The 18,443-nt window shown below is 47.2% G+C and carries 12 protein-coding genes and 1 pseudogene; 7 read left to right on the forward strand and 6 right to left on the reverse strand.

What is annotated here, in order from left to right:
• The first annotated feature begins 84 nt into the window (after positions 1-84).
• Positions 85-1,301: pseudogene (locus N7386_RS09220) on the forward strand (IS3 family transposase).
• Between the two features lie 45 nt (positions 1,302-1,346).
• Here the strand turns inward: N7386_RS09220 and astB are convergent.
• Positions 1,347-2,681 carry an N-succinylarginine dihydrolase gene (gene astB, locus N7386_RS09225; RefSeq protein ID WP_126512999.1) on the reverse strand — a complete coding sequence of 445 codons (1,335 nt, stop codon included), beginning with the start codon at positions 2,679-2,681 and terminating at the stop codon, positions 1,347-1,349.
• A gap of 331 nt (positions 2,682-3,012) precedes the next feature.
• Here astB and topA point away from each other — a divergent pair, with 331 nt between their 5' ends.
• Complete coding sequence (gene topA / locus N7386_RS09230) at positions 3,013-5,649, forward strand: type I DNA topoisomerase (RefSeq protein ID WP_126513000.1); 2,637 nt, start codon at positions 3,013-3,015, stop codon at positions 5,647-5,649.
• 220 nt (positions 5,650-5,869) lie between these two features.
• On the opposite strand, the gene zomB is transcribed toward topA, so the two are convergent.
• Complete coding sequence (gene zomB, locus N7386_RS09235; RefSeq protein WP_011716752.1) at positions 5,870-6,649, reverse strand: flagellar motor control protein ZomB; 780 nt, start codon at positions 6,647-6,649, stop codon at positions 5,870-5,872.
• A gap of 227 nt (positions 6,650-6,876) precedes the next feature.
• Between zomB and cysB the strand changes: the two genes are divergently transcribed.
• On the forward strand, positions 6,877-7,851 hold the full coding sequence (gene cysB / locus N7386_RS09240; RefSeq protein ID WP_011622367.1) for an HTH-type transcriptional regulator CysB: 975 nt from the start codon (positions 6,877-6,879) through the stop codon (positions 7,849-7,851).
• Between the two features lie 81 nt (positions 7,852-7,932).
• On the opposite strand, the gene N7386_RS09245 is transcribed toward cysB, so the two are convergent.
• The 4 genes from N7386_RS09245 to N7386_RS09260 form a co-directional block, all read right to left on the reverse strand.
• Positions 7,933-8,595: a response regulator transcription factor gene (locus tag N7386_RS09245; protein ID WP_086903577.1), complete on the reverse strand. Its 663-nt coding sequence runs from the start codon at positions 8,593-8,595 to the stop codon at positions 7,933-7,935.
• Positions 8,596-8,816: 221 nt separating this feature from the next.
• Positions 8,817-9,248, reverse strand: a complete 432-nt coding sequence (locus N7386_RS09250) for an acyl-CoA thioesterase (RefSeq protein WP_126513001.1) — start codon at positions 9,246-9,248, stop codon at positions 8,817-8,819.
• Positions 9,249-9,398: 150 nt separating this feature from the next.
• The gene (locus tag N7386_RS09255; protein WP_126513002.1) at positions 9,399-10,463 is read right to left on the reverse strand and encodes a 3-deoxy-7-phosphoheptulonate synthase; all 1,065 of its coding nucleotides are present in this window, start codon (positions 10,461-10,463) and stop codon (positions 9,399-9,401) included.
• Between the two features lie 181 nt (positions 10,464-10,644).
• Positions 10,645-11,457, reverse strand: a complete 813-nt coding sequence (locus tag N7386_RS09260; RefSeq protein ID WP_011622371.1) for a pyruvate, water dikinase regulatory protein — start codon at positions 11,455-11,457, stop codon at positions 10,645-10,647.
• Positions 11,458-11,581: 124 nt separating this feature from the next.
• Between N7386_RS09260 and ppsA the strand changes: the two genes are divergently transcribed.
• The 4 genes from ppsA (at position 11,582) to N7386_RS09280 (ending at position 18,239) form a co-directional block, all read left to right on the forward strand.
• Positions 11,582-13,951 carry a phosphoenolpyruvate synthase gene (gene ppsA / locus N7386_RS09265; RefSeq protein WP_088211591.1) on the forward strand — a complete coding sequence of 790 codons (2,370 nt, stop codon included), beginning with the start codon at positions 11,582-11,584 and terminating at the stop codon, positions 13,949-13,951.
• A gap of 99 nt (positions 13,952-14,050) precedes the next feature.
• The gene (locus tag N7386_RS09270; RefSeq protein WP_126513003.1) at positions 14,051-17,092 is read left to right on the forward strand and encodes an FAD-binding and (Fe-S)-binding domain-containing protein; all 3,042 of its coding nucleotides are present in this window, start codon (positions 14,051-14,053) and stop codon (positions 17,090-17,092) included.
• Positions 17,093-17,180: 88 nt separating this feature from the next.
• Entirely contained in the window at positions 17,181-17,669 is a 489-nt protein-coding gene (locus N7386_RS09275) for a DUF1285 domain-containing protein (RefSeq protein ID WP_011716757.1), read from the forward strand.
• Between the two features lie 138 nt (positions 17,670-17,807).
• Positions 17,808-18,239, forward strand: a complete 432-nt coding sequence (locus tag N7386_RS09280; RefSeq protein ID WP_089067990.1) for a MarR family transcriptional regulator — start codon at positions 17,808-17,810, stop codon at positions 18,237-18,239.
• The last annotated feature ends 204 nt before the right edge of the window (positions 18,240-18,443 follow it).

An 18,443-nucleotide genomic window follows, 5' to 3' on the forward strand; every position in this document is an offset into this window, starting at 1 on the left:
TAAGGTGCCAATGGCACCTTATTTTTTACCTGTGACCCGTCCTAAATAGCGTTGACACTTTTCAAACTCATTTTGGAGAGTGTAATGACTTCAACAATTAAACGAACTCAACGCGATTATTCCCTCGCTTTTAAATTGGCGGTTGTCGACCAAGTGGAAAAAGGCGAGCTGACCTATAAGCAGGCGCAAGACAAGTACGGTATTCAAGGTTGCTCCACCGTGTTAGTGTGGTTACGCAAGCATGGCAAACTGGATTGGTCCCTAGGGACGCCGCCAACATCAATGCGAGGACAGTTGATGACTGAACCCACCACGCTCACCCCCGAGCAAAAGATAAAAGCCCTCGAAGCCGAACTGGAAGATACCCGCATGAAAGCGGCGTTCTTCGAAGCCATTGTCGAAAAACTCAGAACTGACTACGGGATATCCGTCGTAAAAAAGCCACACGCGAAACGCTCCAGGAAAAAACGGACGTAGGTTATCGCGTCACCCAATGCTGTCGTTACCTTGGCATCAGTCGTCAGGCGTATTATCAGCAATGCCAGCGGCAAATCGTCTCAGAGCTAAGGGAGCAACAGGTGTTGCAAACGGTGCAATATGAACGGTTATTTCAACCGCGAGTCGGTACGCGTAAACTGCAGTATTTACTCAACAAAATGCATCAAATAGTGATAGGACGAGACCGGTTATTTCGCTGTCTTAGGGCGCATCGTTTGTTGGTCACGCCTAAGCGGGCGTACCATAAAACGACCCATAGCCATCATCGATTCAGGTGTCATCCCAACTTGCTTAAGCCCAGTGAGCAGCAAGTGGACATCAGCCGCTCAGAGCAAGTCTGGGTGGCGGATATTACCTATCTACCACTGCAAGATAATGAAGCCTATTTAAGCTTGGTGACCGATGCCTAGTCACGAAAAATTGTGGGCTATCATGTTGATGATAATCTTAAAACAGACGGGGTGCTCACGACCTACAAACGGGCGCTGAAGCAGCGACAAGACAAAGATAAACCGCTGATACACCACTCAGACCGAGGGATACAGTACTGCTCAAACGCGTATCAAGCGGTTCACGCACATCATGGCGTGACATGCTCAATGACAGACGGATATGACTGCTATCAAAATGCCTTAGCAGAGCGAGTGAATGGCATCTTGAAGCAGGAGTTTTTAACACATAAGCCTGCAACGCTGGAGGAGGCACGACAAATGGTGGCAGAAGCGGTTGCCATCTATAATCAACGGCGGCCACATTTGACCTTAAAATACAAAACGCCCGATGAGGTTCATCGAGCGTTTTAGGTGGAAATAAGTGTCAACTTATTTCAGGACGAGACACAAATCACATTAGCGTTGGAATGGATATACACTTCCCAATTTCATGATTTGGGTCAGCTCATCTAATGCGGTGCGTGATTCAATCACTAATTGCGGATCGGCTAAATCTTGTGTCGATAAACGGTCGCGATAGTGTTTATCCACCCAAGTGTTTAAACGCGCGAATAAAGCATCGTTAAGTAAAGTGTGTTGATTCACGGCGGCGACTTCTCGCTCATTCATGGCTACACGTAAACGTAAACAAGCGGGGCCGCCACCATTTTGCATACTTTGTTTTACATCGAAATACAGCACTTGTTTGATTGGTGTATTTAACGTGAGTAGCTCATTTAAATACGCATAAACAGCCGGGTTTTCTTGGCAGTCCGTTGGGGCAATGATGGCCATTTCGCCTGAGGGAAGGGTGATTATCTGGGTATTGAATAGATAGCTCTTTACCGCATCGTTAATCGCTACTTTGGCCGTTGGAACCTCGATAAAGAATAATTCGGTATCGAGTTTTCGTCTTATTTCATCCAATTTAGTCTGTGTATTTAAGAATGCCTGCTCATGGTAAAACAATACATTTTGGTTACCCACGGCGATCACGTCATTGTGGAATACCCCTTGGTCAATGACATCGGGATTTTGTTGAATAAAGACGCAGTTATCTTCCTCGAGTTGGTGCAATCTTGCTATCGCCATCGACGCTTCGAGGGTTTGTCTTGCAGGATATTTTTGCGGTCTTGGCGCATTAGGATTGGTGGCTTCTTGGCCGTAAACAAACAGCTCGACCCCTGCATGACCATATTCCTGGCACAGGCGAGTATGGTTCGCCGCGCCCTCATCACCGAAGCTATTATGCTCAGGTAAATGGTTATGATGATGAAAATAGTGGGGATCGTTGAAAGTTGCTGTTAAGATGCGCCCCGTTGTGATGGGCTCGATGCTGCGATGTAACTTATCTACTAAGTTGGCAGGGGTAAAATGCAGTTTACCATCACGGGTGTCGGCACTGGGAGACACGGTTGCAGCATTTGCCGTCCACATACTCGAAGCACTGCAACAGGCATTAAGCAGCGCAGGCGCAGTTTTAGCGGCTTGTTGTAAAACTTGGGCATCACTGCCAGAAAAACCAATTCGGCGCAGTGTATTAAGATCTGGGCGCTCTTGCGGCGCTAACATGCCTTGGATCATCCCTAAATCAGCGAGTGCTTTGGCTTTTTGCAAACCTTGTTTAGCGGCGGCTTTAGGATTTGAGACTAAAGCGGCGTTGTTGAGTGAGGCCACATTGCCAAAAGACAAACCGGCATAATTGTGGGTTGGCCCAACGAGTCCGTCGAAATTCGCTTCAAAGTGCTTCATTGCTTATCCTTGTGATAGGGAAGGTTATTATTTATTCAAATGGTCCCTGAAGCGACCCAGTATACTGAAGGTTTTTGTGGGCACAAGCGCACGGTTTTGTGCTCAAAGCGACTTTTTCGCGATAAATGCATAACTATTTCTTGCTTGCTGGCAAATAATGAAATATTAGTTTTTAATTACGCAATATTATTTTTTTACATTTTTTCAACTTTGATTAAAAAGTGACTCGCTGGTACATATAAAAGAGGGATTAGCTTGAAACTCTCAATGCAACCCTCTATATATGGAGCCAATTTCCACCTTCTTGAGATTTTTTGGCGCAAATCAAACTATGGGTAAATCGCTAGTTATTGTCGAATCACCGGCCAAAGCTAAGACTATTAATAAATATCTTGGCAAAGAATTCATCGTTAAATCGAGCGTGGGGCATATCCGTGACCTACCAACTTCTTCTTCATCTGACGGCAATGAAAAGGTGAAATCCGCCGCCGAAGTGAAGAAGATGTCGCCAGAAGAAAAGGCGCGATATAAAAAGGTGAAAGACCACCAGGCGCTGGTGTCGCGTATGGGCGTTAACCCTGAAAAGGGCTGGGCGGCTAAATATCAAATCCTACCGGGTAAAGAGAAAGTCGTTAAAGAGCTGCAAGCCTTAGCCGATTCTGCTGACCAAATCTATCTCGCAACGGACTTAGACCGTGAAGGGGAAGCCATCGCCTGGCATTTGCAAGAGGTGATTGGTGGCGATCCTTCACGGTATCAACGCGTTGTATTTAACGAAATCACCAAATCTGCGATTCAAGAAGCCTTTAGTAAACCTTCTTCCCTCGACACTAATATGGTGAATGCCCAGCAGGCACGACGCTTTTTAGACCGTGTCGTCGGCTTTATGGTGTCACCATTGTTGTGGAAGAAGGTTGCCCGCGGGTTATCCGCAGGACGGGTACAATCCGTGGCTGTGCGTCTCGTGGTGGAACGTGAAAGCGAAATCAAAGCCTTCGTACCTGAAGAGTTTTGGGATGTGCATGCACAGCTGAATACGCCTGCGAGCGAAGCGCTGCGCATGGAAGTGGTTAAGCACTTAGACTCAGCCTTCGAGCCAACAAACGAGCAGCAAGCGTTAGCCGCCGTTCAAGCCTTATCTTCTGCCAGCTTTAAAGTGATCGCTCGTGAAGATAAAGCGACCCAGAGTAAACCTTCGGCTCCTTTTATTACCTCAACCCTACAACAAGCGGCCAGTACTCGCCTAGGCTTTGGGGTGAAGAAAACCATGATGATGGCACAGCGCTTGTACGAAGCGGGTCACATCACTTATATGCGTACCGATTCGACAAACTTAAGCCAAGAAGCGTTAGACAGTGTGCGTGAGATGATCGGCAAGGAATATGGCACCAAGTATTTGCCTGCCGAACCAATTCGCTACGGCTCTAAGGAAGGCGCACAAGAGGCGCACGAAGCGATTCGTCCATCAAACGTGAAGGTCGAAGCGGCTGCATTAACCGATATGGAACGTGATGCACAGCGTCTCTACGAGCTGATCTGGCGTCAGTTTGTGTCATGCCAGATGACACCTGCCCAATACGATGCGACCAAGCTCACGGTCAAGGCGGGTGACTATGAACTGAAAGCGACGGGACGTATCCTGCGCTTTGACGGTTGGACCCGTGTTCAAACCGCATTGAAAAAGAAAAATGAAGAAGACAATACCTTGCCATCGGTGAACGAAGGTGATCTGTTGTCTCTGGTCGAATTAGAGCCTAAGCAACATTTTACTAAGCCGCCTGCCAGATACAGCGAAGCGTCATTGGTAAAAGAATTAGAGAAGCGTGGTATCGGTCGTCCTTCAACCTACGCCACTATTATTTCGACGATTCAAGAACGGGGTTATGTCAAAGTTGAAAACCGCCGTTTCTACGCTGAGAAAATGGGCGAGATTGTCAGTGAGCGTTTAGTCGGTAGTTTTGCTGAGCTGATGAGCTACGATTTTACCGCTAGCATGGAACAGACCCTCGACGATGTTGCAAGTGGTGAGCTGGATTGGAAAAAGGTTCTTGATGGTTTCTATGCCGATTTCACTAAACAATTAGAGAAGGCGGAATTGGCACCAGAAGAAGGCGGTATGCGCCTCAATCAAATGGTGATGACCAATATTAAGTGTCCGACTTGCGGTCGCCCCATGGGGATCCGTACCGGCACAACAGGGGTGTTCCTCGGTTGCTCGGGTTACGAGTTGCCACCGAAAGAGCGCTGCAAAACCACCATGAACTTAACGCCAGGCATTGAAGCGATTAGCGACAGTGAGGATGCCGAAACCGACGCGCTACGCGCCAAGCATCGCTGCGGTATTTGCGGTACGGCGATGGACAGCTACCTTATTGACGAAAAGCGTAAGCTGCATGTTTGCGGTAATAACCCTATCTGTGAGGGTTATGAAGTCGAAGAAGGACAATTTAAGATCAAAGGTTACGAAGGTCCATTAATTGAATGTGACCGCTGTGGCCATGATATGGAGCTGAAAAACGGCCGTTTCGGTAAATATTTTGGTTGTACTAACGAGGAATGTAAGAATACTCGTAAGTTACTGAAAAACGGTGAAGCTGCGCCACCAAAAGAAGATCCTATTTATCTGCCAGAGCTGAAATGCAGCAAGTCTGATGCGCATTTTGTGCTGCGTGACGGTGCGGCAGGGATTTTCTTGGCAGCCAGTACTTTCCCTAAATCTCGGGAAACCCGGGCGCCACTGGTTGAAGAGTTAGTGAAATATCGCGAGCTATTGTGGCCAAAATATCAGTATCTTGCCGATGCTCCTATCGCCGATGATGAGGGGAATAAAGCGGCGGTTAAGTTTAGCCGTAAGACCAAAGAGCAATATGTGGCGACCGAAGTTGACGGTAAAGCAACCGGATGGTCGGCCCATTATGTGAATGGTAAATGGGTGACTGAATCGACGGCGAAGAAAGCTAAGAAGTAACCTGATCTGAATCGGGTCTAGGATCTTTTTCTTCGTGGTTATAAATGGGTTCACTTACGTGAGCCCATTTTGTTATCTAGGGTTCTTACAATCGCCGATTGCAGTAATGATGGTGGTTTATCGATAACCGAGATATTGTGGATAAACATACCACGCATAAAAAAGCCAAGTCATAGACTTGGCTTTTTATGGAAAACGTTCTTAATTGAGCAATGCGATATCACCATTTCTTCTTCGGTTGAAACAGCATATCGATGTCATCTTCTTCATTTTTAGGTCTAGGCGCACTTGGGGCTGACAATTTTTGTGCGCCCATAATCTCATCTAGCAACATTTTGGCTTCATCGACCTTGCGGGCAATAAAAGGGTCATTCGGCGTTTGTGCTTTAATGGCATGTAGGGTGGCTAAAGCTTTTGTGACCATTTGCTTAGACGAACCATATTGCTTCATAAAGCTCGCGGCACGGGCACGGGACAGCATGGAATCAACATTAATCCGTAGCTGTAAACTATCGATACGATTCTCTTCCTGAGCAAAAACATTGGGGTCAACTCGGCCCTTGTTGTGCTCTGCACGTAAAATGGCTTTCAGTTTCTTGAGTGTTTGTACTAACACTAAGATCTGCTTGTCATTATCCGGCAATCTAAAATTCTCGATAGGGGGCATCTGTGGCGTGTTAGATTGCAATGTCTCGATTTGTGACTTGAGATCGGTAAGACGACGTTGAAAATCCGATTGCTGTTGACTCGCACTTAAAGTAGTGGCGATTTCTAACGCTTCTTGTACACGACGATAGAGCACTAAAATGATGTGTGTACTGCAAGGGATCATCCCTGTGTTGGACAATACGGTTTCAGTTTCATCAATAATTGCGCGTTGACGGGCAAATTCTATGCGACGTTCAGCCTCAGCACGTTCTTTTTGTTGTTGTATAACGTTAATTCCGATAACAAGCAGTAAAAGTGCACCGATGAGGATCAGAACCAAGGTGAATGTCATAGCTGTTCCATTATTTATCTAATTGGGCTAATGCTACAATAAATCAATAAACTAGCATAGTTATCTTAGCCTAGGTTATCATTTCTGTCGTATGAAACTTAAGACTTGTGCTCTATATTCCTATTTGCTTTAATTTTTACTATATACTATAACGATTGATTATAGCTGATACTGAGTTGCGCCATGTTCGCCAATCCAATTCAGCCTGTTTGAGACAAGGACATAAGATGAAACTGCAACAGCTCAGGTATATTGCTGAGGTCGTCAAACACAACCTTAACGTATCGGCCACCGCGGAAAATTTATATACATCGCAACCTGGGATCAGTAAGCAAGTTCGCATGTTGGAAGATGAATTAGGCATTCAAATCTTCGGTCGCAGTGGTAAACATTTGACCCACGTAACACCCGCCGGACAACAGGTGATAAATATTGCCAATGACATCTTAGGCAAAGTCGAAAGCATTAAAAAAGTCTCCGAGGAATACACTAAACCTGATCAGGGTGAATTGAATATCGCGACCACGGATACGCAGGCGCGGTATGCGTTACCCCATATTATTCGCCAATTCATTGACCGCTATCCTAAAGTCAACCTGCATATGCACCAAGGCACGCCATCGCAGATCAGCGAACAAGCGGCGCGTGGCGATGCTGACTTTGCGATTGCCACCGAAGCGATGCACTTGTATTCCGACTTAATCATGTTGCCTTGTTACCATTGGAATCGCTCGGTTGTGGTTCCCAAAGATCATCCCTTGGCGACCCGTACCCATATCAGTATCGAAGATTTAGCCCGTTTCCCATTAGTCACTTATGTGTTTGGTTTTGACCGCGCATCGGAGATTGAAAAAGCTTTTAACCGCGCTAATCTCGAGCCGCGGGTGGTCTTTAGTGCGACCAGCGCCGATGTACTGAAAACCTATGTACGTTTAGGCTTAGGAGTCGGGGTGATAGCCTCGATGGCGATTGACCCTAATATCGATAAAGACTTAGTGGCTATCGATGCGGGCCATTTATTTGCCCACAGCACGACTAAGATTGGTTTTAGAAAAGGCAGTTTCTTACGTAGTTATATGTATGATTTTATTCAACACTTTGCACCGCATTTGACTCGCGATGTCGTTGAAAAGGCGGTGGCATTACGCGATCAGCAATTGATTGATGAAATGTTTGCCGATAAAAACCTGCCAATGCGTTGATTCGCGGTTGTTAGAGACAATAAAAAATGCCGCAATGAATGCGGCATTTTTTATGCGAAATTGACAGCAGTCATAGCCGAATTAGGTCAAATCCACTTTATCCATTTCAAGCTGGCCTAAGGCAATAACGGCTTGAGTACGATTACGGACTCCCAGCTTTCTAAAAATCGCGGTAGCGTGGGCTTTGATGGTGGCTTCAGACACACCTAAGTCATAGGCGATTTGCTTATTGAGTAAGCCCTCGGCGAACATCTGCAACACTTTGTATTGCTGCGGCGTCAAGTCGGAGAGTTTGTTGGCCATCTTATCCGTATCATCATCTTCAATCGGGATGATTTCAGCACCAGCGGGCAACCAGATATCCCCAAATAATACGGCGGTGAGCGCTTCTTTTAAGGTTTCCATCGACGCTGACTTCGGGATGAACCCACTGCCGCCATAATGGATAGCACGGCTAATGGTATTGATATCCTCATGGGCCGAAATCACCACCACAGGCAGTTCAGGGTAATGGGAGCGCAGGTGAATAAGCGTCGAATAGCCGTGGGAGCCAGGCATTTGTAGATCCAGTAAAACCAAATCGTAACTCACATTCTGTGAATCTAATACAGACTGTAAGGCATCGGCACTGTCGGCTTCATACCATTGGGTGTGTTCAAAGGCGCTACTGAGGGCTTGGCGTAGTGCATTTCGAAACAATGGATGGTCATCGGCAATAATAATATTTAAGTTTTCTAGCTTCATGGCTTTGTTGGTTATGTTCGTGGCACGTGAAGATTAAACCCAATGTAACAGAAAAGTAATCGAGGATCCTATTGCTTTATGCAGTAAGATTGACAAAATTTTTATATGTTTCTGGTTGTTATACTTTTGTCTATCAAAGGTGGGCGGATTATTCAAACAAAAACACGCCCTCAAACGGGCGTGTTTAAGGGCGAGAGTACCTTATTTTGACTGGCTAAATCTTATTCAGCGGTCCACACCTGAGTCGGATGGCGTTGTTCGTCAACGGCAACAAAGGTGAATACACCGCGGATCGCATGTTCGCGGTGATCTTGATACATGTCTTCGACGAAAATATTTACTTCCACCTTTAACGAGGTATTACCCACATGGATCACGCGGGCGATGAGTTCGGCTAAGGTGCCCGCTGGGATCGGTTTTTTAAAGTCGATTCTGTCGGAGCTGACGGTCACTAAGGTTTTACGGCAAAAGCGAGTCGCCGCAATAAAGGCGGTTTCATCCATCCAAGCTAATGCTTCGCCACCGAATAAGGTGTTGTGGTGATTGGTGATAGACGGAAATACAGCCTTGATCACCCGTGCTTCGGATTGATTGATCCGCTGTTCGATGGCGTCAGAAAAGGCTTGGCGGCTAGAGTCGAGCGAGTTTGGCATACGGCAACCTGAGGTTATGCATTTTTAAAGAGGCGCAATTATAGTGAGTTTTCAATTTGAATGGTAGAAAACGCCTATATCGTTAGGTGTTAAGGTAAAACGAAAAGAAAAAAGGCTTCCAGTGGAAGCCTTTTGCCGTGGGTAATCGACTTATTTGCCGAGAAACTCACGTCTATCGCGAGAGGCCTTAGCCAGATCGCGCAATAATTTCTCCGAGTCATCCCAATGCAGGCAAGCATCTGTGATGCTTTGGCCGTAACACAGAGGTTGACCCTCAACCACTTTTTGATTGCCTTCCTGTAAGAAACTTTCGGCCATCACCCCAGCAATGGCCGTGCTGCCCGTGCGCATTTGCGCCATGATATTGTCGGCAACCACAAGCTGCTTTAGGTGGTTCTTTTCACTGTTGCCGTGGCTAAAATCGACCACCATACGCGGCGTCACATTCACAGACTCAAGCTTTAATCTTGCTTCTTCAATGTCTTGCTCAAAGTAATTCGGCTTTTTACCGCCACGTAAAATAATGTGGCCGTAAGGGTTACCATGGGTGCGATAGACAGACATGGCGCCATCTTTATCCGGTGAATAGAAGATATGTGGCACTTTTGCTGCGCGCACCGCATCGACGGCGATATTAATATTGCCATCGGTACCGTTTTTAAAGCCAACGGGGCAGGAGAGCGCCGAGGCCATTTCACGGTGGACTTGGCTTTCTGTGGTGCGGGCGCCGATAGCGCCCCAAGTGATTAAGTCGGCAATGTATTGACCATTCACCATGTCTAAAAACTCGGTGGCAATCGGTAACTTCAGCTCAGTAATTTGCTGCAATAACTCGCGAGCAATACGTAATCCTTTATTTGGCTCGAAGCTGCCATCTAAATCAGGATCGGATATTAACCCTTTCCAACCGACGATAGTGCGGGGCTTTTCAAAATACACACGCATTAAAATGCAGAGATCGTCCTTTAACTCTTGGTGCAATACCGCTAAACGGCGCGCATAGTCGAGGGCGGCTTGAGTATCATGGATAGAGCAGGGGCCAATGATCACTAATAGGCGTTGATCTTCGCCCATAATAATGGCTTCGACTTCACGACGTTGTTGTACGAGATAATCGGCTGCATCTTGGGTTAACGGGTACTCAGATGCCAGTTGTGCAGGTGAGATGACTTTAGCTAATAAGGAAGTGCGTAATTCGTCTGTTTTAATGGTCATTCAAAATACCGAGCTTGCGTGCGGCGCTTTTCGCCAGATTGCCTCGGATTATAACGAATCGAACAGCATTGCACAGTGCCAATTGTGTTAATTGTCGGCAACTGTGCAATGAATTTGATTTAAGTTAGACCTATTTAGCCTAAATCGAGGGACTCGATTGCCTCGTTCGAAATCATCAAGATTAGAACATATGACGTTCTAAGCCTGTCACGTCCAAAATCTTAGTGGCGATTTCTTCGACAGAGTGGTTGGTGGTGTCGATATAAGGAATACGTTCACGTTTAAACATCATCTCGACTTCTTTGACCTCTAAACGACACTGCTTTAAGGACGAGTAGCGGCTGTTTTCCATGCGGCTTTGGCGGATTTCATGTAAGCGCACCGGATCGATGGTTAAGCCGAACAACTTCTTCTTATTGCGTTTTAACGCTTCGGGCAGTTTGAGGTTATCCATATCGTCTTCGGTGAACGGATAGTTGGCTGCTTTAATACCAAACTGCATTGATAAATAGAGGCTGGACGGGGTTTTACCGCAGCGTGACACGCCAAGCAGGATTAAATCGGCCTGATCCATATGTTTCATGGTTTGGCCATCATCATTGTCCATCGCAAAATTGATGGCATCGATACGAGCTTCGTAGCCGTGATTGGCTTTTCCGTGGGTTCGATGTAACACCGGAGAGGCGCTAACGCCTAAATGTTGTTCAAGTGGTGCAACGAAGGTATTTAAAAAATCGTAATCGAGTCCTTCACTCGAATAAATAATGTCCCGAATTTCAGGTTTTACGATCGAATGGAACACTAACGGCCTTTCACCTGTTGTAATAAAACAATCATTAATTTGTCGTTTAACGTTCTCAGCTTTTGCCAATGTTTCAACAAATGGAATTGTAAGTGACTCAAATTCTAATGGAAATTGCGAGAGTACTGCATGCCCAAAAACCTCAGCTGTGATCGCTGTCCCGTCGGAGATGTAAAATACCTTTGGTGCCATACTGACCTCTTGTAGTAATAAAATTACAAATAAAATTATAGATTTACGCTGCTTCGGCGGGAGTGTAAAATGCCGCTGCCCTCGTGTGAAGGGGCCACTGAAATAAACTTGCGGAGATAGAACTGTGCAGCAATACGTACTCTGGTATCAGGAATTAGGCATGGGTGACGTCAACTTGGTTGGCGGTAAAAATGCTTCTCTTGGCGAGATGATCAGCAATCTAGCTAATGCCGGTGTTCAAGTACCTGGCGGATTTGCGACTACTTCTTATGCGTTCAATGAGTTCCTTGAACAAAGTGGAGTAAACCAGAAGATTTATGACATCCTAGCAACATTGGATGTAGATGATGTCAATGCACTGGCACAAGTAGGTGCACAGATCAGACAATGGGTTATTGATACCCCGTTCCAACCAGCTCTAGAGCAAGCGATTCGTGAAGCTTACGACAAACTTGCCGCTGAAACGAGCGATGCATCATTCGCGGTGCGTTCTTCTGCTACCGCAGAAGACATGCCAGATGCTTCTTTTGCTGGTCAGCAAGAAACCTTCTTAAACGTGAAAGGATTTGACTCAGTACTCGTGGCGATTAAGCACGTGTTCGCGTCACTCTTTAACGACCGTGCAATTTCATACCGTGTTCACCAAGGTTATGAGCACCACGGTGTTGCCCTGTCGGCCGGCGTACAACGCATGGTTCGTTCAGACAAAGCGGCATCAGGTGTGATGTTCACCATGGACACTGAATCAGGCAATAACGATGTGGTGTTTATCACTTCATCTTTCGGTCTGGGTGAAATGGTTGTTCAAGGTGCGGTAAACCCTGACGAATTCTATGTTCACAAACCCATCCTCACTCAAGGCCATAAAGCCGTTGTTCGCCGTAATATCGGTAGCAAGCTCATCCAAATGGTGTATTCCGATGATGCTTCTCACGGCAAACAAGTGAAAATTGAAGACGTTGCTGCTGAAAAACGTCGTCAATTCTCTATCAACGACGCTGAAGTGATGGAATTGGCTAAACAAGCTATGGTTATCGAAAAACACTACGGTCGTCCAATGGACATCGAGTGGGCAAAAGACGGTAACGATGGCAAACTCTATATCGTTCAAGCGCGTCCAGAAACGGTTCGTAGCCGTGAAGACGTACAATTAATTGAACGTTACCACTTAAAGAGCCGTGGCGCGGTGATCTCTGAAGGTCGTGCTATCGGTCATAAAGTCGGTTCTGGTGTGGCTAAGGTATTAACTTCAATCGCTGACATGGATCAAATCCAACCTGGCGATGTGTTAGTGACCGACATGACTGACCCAGATTGGGAACCTATCATGAAGCGCGCCAGCGCCATCGTGACTAACCGTGGCGGCCGTACCTGTCACGCGGCGATTATTGCCCGTGAATTAGGTGTACCTGCGGTAGTAGGTTGTGGCGACGTGACCGACCGTATCAAGAATGGTCAGTTAGTGACTGTTTCTTGCGCCGAAGGTGACACTGGATACATCTACGAAGGTAAGCAAGAGTTCGAAGTGGTGTCTAACCGCGTTGACGCACTGCCTCCATTACCGATGAAAATCATGATGAACGTGGGTAACCCAGATCGCGCCTTTGACTTCGCTCGTTTACCAAACGAAGGTGTGGGTCTAGCGCGTTTAGAATTCATCATCAACCGCATGATCGGTATTCACCCGAAAGCGTTGCTTGAGTTCAACCAACAAGACGCTGCGCTTCAGGAAGAAATCAACGAGATGATCGCAGGTTACGACTCTCCAGTTGAGTTCTACATTGCCCGCTTAGTCGAAGGTATCGCCTCAATCGGTTCAGCTTTCTATCCGAAGAAAGTGATCGTGCGTATGTCAGACTTTAAGTCTAACGAATACGCGAACTTAGTCGGTGGTGACCGTTACGAGCCAGAGGAAGAAAACCCAATGTTGGGCTTCCGTGGTGCGAGCCGTTATATCTCTGAATCATTCCGCGATTGTTTCGCGTTAGAATGTGAAGCGATTAAGCGTGTGCGTAACGAAATGGGTCTGAAAAACGTTGAAGTGATGATCCCATTCGTCCGTACCGTGAAAGAAGCCGAGCAAGTGATTGAACTGCTGAAAGAGCAGGGCTTAGAGCGTGGTAAAGATGGTCTGCGCGTCATCATGATGTGTGAAGTACCGTCAAACGCTCTGTTAGCGGACCAATTCCTTGAGCACTTCGATGGTTTCTCTATCGGCTCAAACGACTTAACTCAGCTATCACTCGGTCTTGACCGTGACTCAGGCATCATCAGCCACCTGTTCGATGAGCGTAACGAAGCCGTTAAGATCCTGCTGTCTATGGCCATTAAAGCGGCTAAGGCGAAGGGCGCTTACATCGGTATCTGTGGTCAAGGACCTTCAGATCACGCTGATTTCGCCGCCTGGTTAGTTGAACAAGGTATCGATACCGTATCGTTAAACCCTGATACAGTGATTGATACTTGGTTATATTTAGCCGAAGCGCACGGTTGATCTCGGTTGTAATTTTATAAAGGTGTTAAAAAAGCCGCTTTTTAGCGGCTTTTTTTTGTTTATAATGGGCCGCATAACAATAATTGACTGAAGCCGCTCATGTTACCTCTGTTATCACACCAACAAACCTTAGAACCTGTCTATCTGGCCTATCTTGATGCCTTAGCGCAAAGTGGCTACGCCGGTGACATCGATAAGCGCTACAGCGCGCGCCTCGTGCAGGCCACGGATAACTCCGTGTACCAATTTTTGCCGCAGGCGGTGCTTTATCCTAAGCATCAAAAAGATATTCAAATTGCCTTGTCGCTGGCGGCAAAAGCTGAATTTGTGGGTGTGACTTTTAGTGCCAGAGGCGGCGGTACGGGCACCAATGGCCAATCGCTGACCCACGGCTTGATCCTCGATGTATCTCGCTACATGAATCGCGTATTGGAAGTGAACCCCGAGCAGGGTTGGGTTCGCGTCGAGGCGGGTGTCGTCAAAGATGCGCTAAACGATGCGCTGCGTCCCCACGGTTATTTCTTCAGTCCCGACCTCTCAACCTCAAACCGTGCCACCATCGGCGGCATGATTAATACCGATGCCTCGGGCGCGGGCTCCTTAGTTTACGGTAAAACTTCTGATCACGTGCTGGCGCTGCGCAGCGTCTTGATTGATGGCAGCGTGTTCGACACTCGCCCCCTCGATGCTGGACTGTTATGTAACCCCGATAACGTGAGCGATAATCCGCTCGGGCAAAAACTGATTTCGGCAATTGCCGAAGTGTGCCGCGAGAAGCGTGCGCTGATCGAACAACAATTCCCTAAGCTCAATCGTTTTTTAACCGGATATGACTTAAAGAATGTCTGGAACAACGGCTTAACCCAGTTCGACCTCTCGCGTATTTTAACTGGCTCTGAAGGCACGCTGGCGGTGATCACCGAAGCGAAACTCAACATTACACCACTGCCGAGTGAGCGAGCGATGGTGAACATTAAGTATGACTCCTTCCAGTCCGCACTGCGGCATGCGCCATCCTTAGTGGCGGCGCGGGCCACTGTGGTTGAAACCGTGGACTCAAAAGTGCTTAACCTTGCCCGTGAGGACATTGTTTGGCATTCGGTTTCAGACCTTATTCAAGAAGTACCGGGCAAAGTGATCGATGGGCTCAATATGGTCGAGTTTGCTGGCGACGCCGTTGAGGTGAGCGAAAAGCTTGCGGCACTCGAAGCCGTGCTGACCGAACAAATCAACCGTGGTGAGTGTGGCGTGGTTGGTTATCAAGTCACTCAAGATAAGGCCAGCATTGAGAAAATCTACGGCATGCGTAAAAAAGCTGTGGGCCTACTCGGTGCTACCAAAGGACGTCGCAAACCCATTGCGTTTGCCGAAGATACGGCAGTGCCGCCCGAAATGCTCGCCGATTATATTATGGAGTTTCGCGCACTACTCGATAGTCACAATTTGCAATACGGCATGTTTGGCCATGTGGATGCGGGCGTATTACACGTTAGGCCTGCGCTGGATATGTGCGATGTCGAAGATGAAAAACTGCTGAGGGTGATTTCCGATCAAGTCGCGGCGCTGACACTCAAATATGGTGGCCTGATGTGGGGCGAGCACGGTAAGGGCGTGCGCGGCGAATATGGTCCTTCGGTGTTTGGTGATGAGCTTTATGGCGTGCTGCAAGATATTAAAGGCCTATTTGACCCTGATAATCGACTCAACCCAGGCAAATTAGTGGCGCCAAAGCAAGCGGGTGGCCTGTGTTTTGATGTGGACAGTACCAAGCGCGGCAAGTTTGACCGGCAAATTCCGGTCGAAGTACGCGATGCCTATCCCGATGTGATGAACTGTAACGGTAATGGCCTGTGCTTTAACTACAGCAGTTTCTCACCTATGTGTCCGTCATTTAAAGTGACGGGGGACAGAGTTCAGTCGCCTAAAGGTCGCGCGGGCTTAATGCGTGAGTGGCTGCGTTTACTCGAATCCGAAGGCGTCGATGTCAATGCGCTGGCCAGAGCTAAACCCTTAGGTATTTTGCAGCGCATGCAAAATACCATCAATGCGAAGCGCGATTACGATTATTCCCACGAAGTGATGGAATCACTGAAGGGATGTTTGGCCTGTAAAGCTTGCTCGAGCCAATGTCCTGTGAAAGTGGATGTGCCTAAATTTAGGGCGCAGTTCTTTAATATTTACTATCAACGTTATCTGCGTCCGGCTAAAGATTATCTGGTGGCGGGCATCGAAGACAGTCTGCCCATTATGGCGGCGGCGCCAAGGCTGACCAATTTCGCCTCGCAAAACCCGCTCAGCCAATGGGTGATCAAAAAGGCCATCGGTTATGTGGATGCGCCAGCGCTGTCGGTGCCGACATTAAAACAACGGCTCGATGGTCATGCGAGCCGTGGTTATGATCTGGCGGCATTGCAGGCCATTCCCGCGGATGAGCGCGCCAAATTTGTGTTAGTGGTGCAAGATCCATTTAACAGTTTCTACGATGCTGGCTTGGTGTATCGCTTTGTCCAACTGATTGAAACGTTAGGATTAAAGCCTGTTCTATTGCCCTTTAAACCCAATGGTAAACCGACCCATATTAAGGGTTTCTTGGATAAATTTGCTAAAACGGCGCAGTCGAGCGCGGATTTCTTAAACCAAGTGCATAAGTTAGGCATGCCTATGGTGGGTATCGATCCCGCCTTAGTGCTCTGTTATCGCGATGAATATAAAGAAATCTTAGGGGCGAATCGCGGCGCGTTTGAGGTGAAACTGGCTAACGAGTGGCTGCTTAGCATTCTGCAGGATATTCCGACTAAGGCCATGCAAGATAAGCAATTTACCTGGTTTAGCCATTGTACTGAGTCTACGGCTAAACCCAATACCGCCAATGAGTGGAGCAAAATCTTCACTCACTTTGGCGCTAAATTAACCGCGGTGAATCTGGGTTGTTGCGGCATGGCGGGTACTTACGGCCATGAGGCTGAGAATCTTGAGCGTTCTAAGACCTTGTTTGATATGTCGTGGAAAGACACTTTAAGCAGGATAGACGCGTCGCAGGTGCTAGTCTCTGGCTACTCTTGTCGCAGCCAAGTGAAACGTTTCGCCGGTTACAAGCCAAAACATCCATTAGAGGCTTTATTGGAGCTCGTTAAGGCTTAACGCAATTTTGTATTAGGGATTGGATAATCCCTACAGCAATGCCACACTAAACCAGTCGTCAGGCTGGTTTTTTTATTGAGGGGACGCTATGGAAAAACACACGGACAATGTTATCGACACGCTACAGGAATTCACCAGCAAGCCAGCGCCGGATGTTGTCACACAGCCAACGGCGCTGTGTAGTGAAGTCGCGTTATTTCGTATCCAACTCTCCAGTGACTGGATATATCAGGACAGCCCATTACCGACCAAGTTTGCCAAGTTATTTGCCAGTATTTTACATGGTATCGATGGCGAACATTTTCTGATCACGCCAGTCGAGAAGGTGCGAGTCGAGGTGGATGATGCGCCACTGTTGATTGTCGATTATGTGAAAGATGAAACAGCATCGGGTTTAACGCTGCGCAGTAGTATTGGCACTGAGCATTATCTGGCGACACTCAATCACTTAAAGCTCACCGACTTTGGGATTTATCTGCCGCTAGAGCGCGGCCTATGGGGAAAATTGAGCCGTGCTTGTTACTATAATTTTGTGAATGAATTCAATTTACCCGACGACGAAGAGGCAGATGCGTAAAGATTTTGATTGCAATTACTTGGGCAAGCTGACTAGTTTATTACGGGTTAAGTGATAGTATTAAAACTGACCTCGGCCAATCCTTCTCGGGTTTGGGTCAGTGTTGTTGGGGCTAAATGGTGTTTTCGGAGGTGCTGTTTGAACCGCTATGAAAGCTTAGGCTATCTTGTTTCCCACTTGAATATTGAGCTGCAAAATGAGCTCGATATACAGCTGAAACGCTATCAGCTCGACATTAAGTTGTGGCCAGTGTTGTTCGCGCTTTGGCAGGAGGAGGGGATCTCTCAGACCGAGCTGTCTAAGCGTTGCGATGTGGCCAACTATACCATGACCCGTTTGCTCGATCAGTTGCAGGTTCAGGGATTGATCACCCGTCACCAAGAGCTCGATAACCGCCGTGCATTCCAGATTTTCCTCACCGATGAGGCTAAAGCGCTGGAGCAGGATTTGATCCGTGAGGCTGAGCGGGTCAATGAAAAATACCTGTCCAATCTCACTGAAGAGGAGCGCCAGCAGTTTATGCGCTTACTCAATAAGATAAATCGCTTACCTTCACTCACAGCCTTGTGATTTCAAGCTTCAAGCATTCGGCATTGCGTTTAAGCTGCATTTCGTCTTTCCTACAATTTTCATACTCTACCTTTCCCCAGCGTAATGGCCTCAAGCCATACTCTGGGCATTGCTATTTTAGCTTGGCAGTACAAATTGCTACCCGAGGATTGTTGCAAGAATGTTTCGTGAAACGTCATCTTGTTGTGTTGGAAGCAAGCCTTC

It is taken from the genome of Shewanella sp. GD04112 (genome assembly GCF_029835735.1).
Classification (GTDB): domain Bacteria; phylum Pseudomonadota; class Gammaproteobacteria; order Enterobacterales; family Shewanellaceae; genus Shewanella.